At 38.8% G+C, this 5,531-nt stretch carries 4 protein-coding genes and 1 tRNA gene; 2 read left to right on the top strand and 3 right to left on the bottom strand.

Translation table 11 applies throughout. The features are described 5' to 3' along the window. Window positions 1–94: 94 nt before the first annotated feature. A tRNA-Leu gene (locus WBN20_RS06135) sits at window positions 95–176 on the bottom strand. 161 nt (window positions 177–337) lie between these two features. Here WBN20_RS06135 and WBN20_RS06130 point away from each other — a divergent pair. Together WBN20_RS06130 and WBN20_RS06125 are read left to right on the top strand one after the other, a co-directional pair. Beyond that, window positions 338–1,726 carry a dipeptidase gene (locus WBN20_RS06130; RefSeq protein WP_424281087.1) on the top strand — a complete coding sequence of 463 codons (1,389 nt, stop codon included), beginning with the start codon at window positions 338–340 and terminating at the stop codon, window positions 1,724–1,726. 161 nt (window positions 1,727–1,887) lie between these two features. After that, the gene (locus WBN20_RS06125; RefSeq protein ID WP_424281086.1) at window positions 1,888–2,988 is read left to right on the top strand and encodes a DUF4407 domain-containing protein; all 1,101 of its coding nucleotides are present in this window, start codon (window positions 1,888–1,890) and stop codon (window positions 2,986–2,988) included. A gap of 38 nt (window positions 2,989–3,026) precedes the next feature. On the opposite strand, the gene WBN20_RS06120 is transcribed toward WBN20_RS06125, so the two are convergent. Both WBN20_RS06120 and WBN20_RS06115 read right to left on the bottom strand, forming a co-directional pair. Then, window positions 3,027–4,028: a metal-dependent hydrolase gene (locus WBN20_RS06120; protein ID WP_424281085.1), complete on the bottom strand. Its 1,002-nt coding sequence runs from the start codon at window positions 4,026–4,028 to the stop codon at window positions 3,027–3,029. Window positions 4,029–4,031: 3 nt separating this feature from the next. Beyond that, window positions 4,032–5,531, bottom strand: a 1,500-nt coding sequence (locus WBN20_RS06115) for a MutS-related protein (protein WP_424281084.1), incomplete at its 5' end; no start/stop codon positions are given.

Here is a 5,531-nt window from a genome sequence, read left to right as displayed (position 1 = left end):
GGCGGAGAGACTTCCCGCCGATGGCGGGATAAACTTCTCCCCTCTCCACTTTTCATAAAAAAACCCATCCAATAATGGATGGGCCTTTACTTCGTACAGGCGGAGAGACTCGAACTCTCACACCTTTCGGCACTAGATCCTAAGTCTAGCGTGTCTACCAATTCCACCACGCCTGCAGTTCCCATTCTGATAGTTTCTCATTTGTATTACAATGGAGAAAGAACTATCGTTATTATGGGGTTGCAAATATAAAGCAAAATTTCAATTTAAAAATAATCGAAGTTCAAAATTATCAACCTTCTTTTCGTAAATTTAGTCATTCTTCAAATTATTGATAATGCAAAACATAAAGGCTTACCTGAATCAACACAAAGAACGGTTTATAAATGAGCTCATCCAACTTCTAAAAATGCCATCCGTCAGTGCAGATTCTGCGTATTCTCAAGATGTTCTGGATACCGCCGAGGCATTTGCCACTTCTCTAAAAGATGCCGGTTGTGATCTTGTTGAGATATGTGAAACTCAGGGGTACCCCATCGTTTATGGAGAAAAAATAATTGATAAGAATCTACCAACGGTTCTGGTTTATGGCCATTATGATGTTCAACCCCCAGATCCTTTAGATCTTTGGGACTCCCCTCCATTTGAACCTGTGATTAAAAAAACGGAACTCCACCCCGATGGTGCCATTTATGCCCGTGGGGCCTCTGATGATAAAGGACAGGTTTATATGCATGTGAAAGCCCTTGAATTTATGGTTGAAAACAATGCGCTCCCCTGTAATGTGAAATTTATGATTGAGGGGGAAGAGGAAGTAGGAAGCGAAAACTTGTCGGACTTTGTTAAAGAGAATCATGCAAAACTTGAAAATGATATTATTCTAATTTCTGATACCGGAATGATCGCTAATGATATACCTTCTATTACAACCGGTCTTAGGGGGTTGAGTTATGTGGAGGTAGAAGTTACGGGACCAAACCGGGATTTACATTCAGGATTATATGGAGGGGCCGTAGCCAATCCTATCAATATCCTTGCAAAAATGATTGCTTCTTTGCATGATGAAAATAACCATATTACCATTCCCGGATTTTATGATAAAGTAGATGAATTAACCAGAGAAGAGAGGAACGCTATGGAAAAAGCACCCTTTAATCTGGAAGCTTATAAAACGGCGCTGGACATTGATGATGTCTATGGTGAAACTTCTTATACCACAAATGAAAGAAACGCTATTAGACCAACACTTGATGTAAACGGCATCTGGGGTGGGTATACCGGAGAAGGTGCAAAAACCGTTATTGCGAGCAAGGCACATGCAAAAATCTCCATGCGGCTCGTACCCCATCAGGACTGGCATGAGGTTACACAACTTTTTAAAACCCATTTTGAAAATATTGCACCTGCCGGAGTTAAAGTAAAAGTAACTCCACACCACGGTGGTGAAAGTTATGTAACGCCTATAGACAGTATAGGATACAAGGCAGCCAGTAAAGCTTATGAGACAACATTTGGAAAAGTACCCGTTCCCAAGAGAAATGGAGGTAGCATCCCCATTGTTCCACTGTTTGAAAAGGAGTTGGGATCTAAGTCCATCTTAATGGGCTTCGGACTTGACAGCAATGCCATTCATTCTCCGAATGAACATTTTGGGGTATGGAATTTTTTAAAAGGAATTGAAACGATACCTTATTTCTATAAATACTATACGGAACTTCTTTCTTAGAGTATTTAGATTTGAGATAAGTCGTGAATTCCTCAAAAAATATTGAAGGAAAATTCCTGGAATTCATAAAACCTTCTTAACGAGGTCTTTTTATTTCATTTTAGTGTAACAAATTTATGCAAATTGAGTTCTAACCATTAGAATCAAAAACGAACACTATAATGATACGAAGCTTTTTTATCCTCTGTTCCGGAGCGGACACCCGCATTCTTGAATCCTGTTCTTCAGGAGAACAAAACAAATACGCAGGCATAGGTGCCACTGTTTTTTTTACCGCCGTAATGGCATTTATTGCCAGTAGTTATGCACTCTTTACGGTGTTTGACAACGTTTATGCAGCAATCTTTTTTGGCCTTATTTGGGGACTATTGATTTTTAATCTGGATAGGTTTATTGTCTCCACTATTAAAAAAAGAGATAGTATAAAAAGTGAATTTTTACAGGCTACCCCCAGGATAATTCTGGCTATTATTATTGCCGTAGTGATCTCAAAACCTTTGGAAATGAAAATTTTCGAAAAGGAAATCAACCAGGTTTTACTGGAACAAAAAAACGAACTCACTCTGGCAAATAAAGCACAGATCGCACAGCAATACACTCCGGTTGTTGCCAGCCTGAATGAAGATATTGCAGCACTAAAGAATGAAATAAACATAAAAGAAACGGAGACCAACGCCCTCTACGACACCTATATTTCAGAGGCTGAAGGAAGAGCCGGAACCATGCTTTTAGGCAAAGGACCGGTGTATAAAGAAAAACGGGAAAAACACGATGCTGCTTTATTGGAATTAAGACAATTAAAGGACGCAAACGCAACTAAAATAGCTGGTTTAGAAACCCAGATTGCTGCACTCAATACTGAATATTCGCAGGCAGTTAATGATTCTCAACCCATTATTGACGGATTTGACGGCCTTATGGCCCGAATAAGCGCACTGGGAGAACTGCCATGGTTTCCCTCATTCTTTATTTTCTTATTATTTCTTGCCATAGAAACATCACCTATAATTGTTAAGCTTCTGGCACCAAAAGGACCCTATGATCTAAAACTGGAAGATGAGGAAAGTGCCGTTGAGACCTGGGTAATGCAAAAGGTATTACAGCGACAAAAGATCCTGGCTACAGACACTTCACTGAATGAGAAAATATACGGCGAAATAGCAGAAGAAGAAGCTGTGTACGCCTATAAGAAGCAGAAAGCAGAAGAATTGCTGCGTCTTCAGGCAGATACTTTTCATGATCTTCAGATAAAAAGCATGTAAGGAATATTAACCAATAAAAAGAATTTGAAACACGGGAGTTAATTCCCCCAAATTCTGGCCCATAATTCTATTAAAACGTTTTGTGCGTCTTCTTTGAATTTTGGGGTTTCCTCAACTATGACCTCATTTTTTAGTTTAAGCAACTTATAACTAAAAGCAAATTTAGGATCAATGGGATTGAGGCTTATCAAACCAAAACGAAGATCATTAAATAGTAAGGATTGCTCCTTCCGCGAAATGGTATACCAGCCTTCGGTAATTTTTATTAACCGGTTAAGCTTATCCTCACCCACCATTTCTCCCAATAAGTCATGGTTTTTTGGATAAGCCCGGAACTCGATTGGTTTGGTATCAAACAAGGAATATTCTCCTATTAAATATTCTTTCCCTGTATCCACATTTGCAGTCCATAGTATTGAATTAAATGGGGTTGGCCTGGTTTGAATCTGCTTATAAGCAATCTCCTGATCTTCTAAATTATTAGTAAACTTCGTATAAGTATATCCCTTCACCAGCAAGGTTATCAAGAGATAGCCACTACTAACAATAAGACCCAGTCTGTTGTACTTTCTTCTTGCCGGTGACAGTCTGTGTTGTCTCATAGTCAAAATCAGAAAAAACAGAAAAGGAAAAGTATATAAAGGATCTATGACAAAAATATTCTGGAAGGCCAGCCGAAGATCAAAAGGCCAAAAAAGTTGCGTGCCCCAGGTGGTAAAAGAATCCAAAATAGGATGGGTAAACAAACCCCAGAACATAAGTTTGGACCATTCCCGCCAACTTACGCCGGAATTCTTTTCAATTTTAGAAATAAGCCATCCGAAAATAGGAGCAAACAGTAGGCTAAACAGAATAGAATGACTAAAACCCCTGTGCCATTCGGTATAAGTAACCGTATCTACAAAATAGCGACTCAAAACATCAAGATCGGGTATAGTACCGGCAATTGCACCATAGAGCATAGCCTTATTCCCTACTTTTTTACCCAGCACCACCTCTCCTACGGAGGCTCCTAAAACTATTTGCGTTAGTGAATCCATATACTATTCAACTATATTCATTTTCTTCAACAAAAATGAAGCATTCATGTTTTGACAAATGCCTTTTTTAAACTTATAATCAAAATGCAATTCATCATTTACAATTGCAGCATCAAAATAGTAGTTATCAACCTTTTCCAAACTTTTGGCTACCTCACAAAGACTTAAATCATGAGTCGCAATCAGACCGGTTGAATTGGAACTGACTAACTTCTCGATAAATTTTTTAGACCCAATTGCCTTGTCCGTGCTGTTAGTTCCCTTTAAGATTTCATCCAACACAATAAAGTATTCATCTTCCTTTATGTTATCAATAATAAACTTTAAGCGTTTTAGTTCAGAAAAAAAGTAGGATTCATGCTCTGTCAAAGAATCTACAGTGCGCATACTGGTAATCAGTTTTATGGGTTGGTAGCACAACGAGGCAGCACATACCGGTAGGCCCATATTGGCCATAACAATCTGAAGGGAGATAGTTCGCAGAAATGTACTCTTACCCGCCATATTTGCACCGGTAATTACAAAGAATTCTTCTCTGCAAATTTTAAAATTATTTGTTACCCCTTCAGATGGGTCGAGCATTGGATGTGAGACATCTACGGCCTCAATGATAAGATCATTTTTTGATATTTTTGGAAAAGTATAATCGGGGTGATTAAAAGCAAAATTACCCAGGCTATTGTAGGCGTCAAAAAAAGCGATGGTATTGAGCCATTGTTCAACCCGGTCACCATTACGGCTAATCCATTTTTCTATAGCGTAGGCATATCTTAAATCCCATAACAAAAATCCATTTGCCACAATACCAAAAATCATGTTATTCCTTTGGTCAAAGGCATTTAGCATCCGGGAGAATTGTTTTAAAACTTGCGAAACCTTAACCCCTTCCTCCAGAATATTGTCCTTTTCATGATTCAAATATCTAGATTGGAATTCTATATTCTCCAAAAGTAAAATCAGTTTTTGATATTGTTGAAAACTGCTCTGTGCTTTAGATATCTTCTGGGATAACACATTTATCCTGCGTAAATATCTCCCCACAATACCGAGTCCTATAAAAAACCACAACAGCAACCCCCATCCCGAAACATAATTGAAGTAATAGAGCCCAATAACTGCCAGTGAGAAAATAGAAAACACCATGGGTAACCATTTCATCAGATTAGGAACGAATGGCTGATACGTTTTCAGCCCGCTTATTAAACTAGCCGACGAGACTTCCGTTTTTATCAATTTGGCAACTGCCGAAAAATCCTGCCTCCATTCCGCTAAAAAGCTCAATTCTTTAATTGCATCTTGTTTTTCTAAGACCTTTTCAATGCTGTTTTCAGTTAACAAGTCTGCCAGGGTTTGGCCGCCTTCCGACAGGGATGTTCGGTTGCAATATTGGTAAAAAGATCCCTTGCCGAAAAGATCTATATCCTGACTATAAAAATGTCCTTGGTCTGAGAATTCATTTCCATCCGGGAGCTGATAAAATTTCCGCTCCAATACCTGCAGCTC

Origin of the sequence: Eudoraea sp. (assembly GCF_049665975.1) — a bacterium.
Taxonomy (GTDB): domain Bacteria; phylum Bacteroidota; class Bacteroidia; order Flavobacteriales; family Flavobacteriaceae; genus Eudoraea.
Note: the sequence above shows the minus strand (reverse complement) of the source record. Positions and strands in the feature narration are given on the sequence as shown.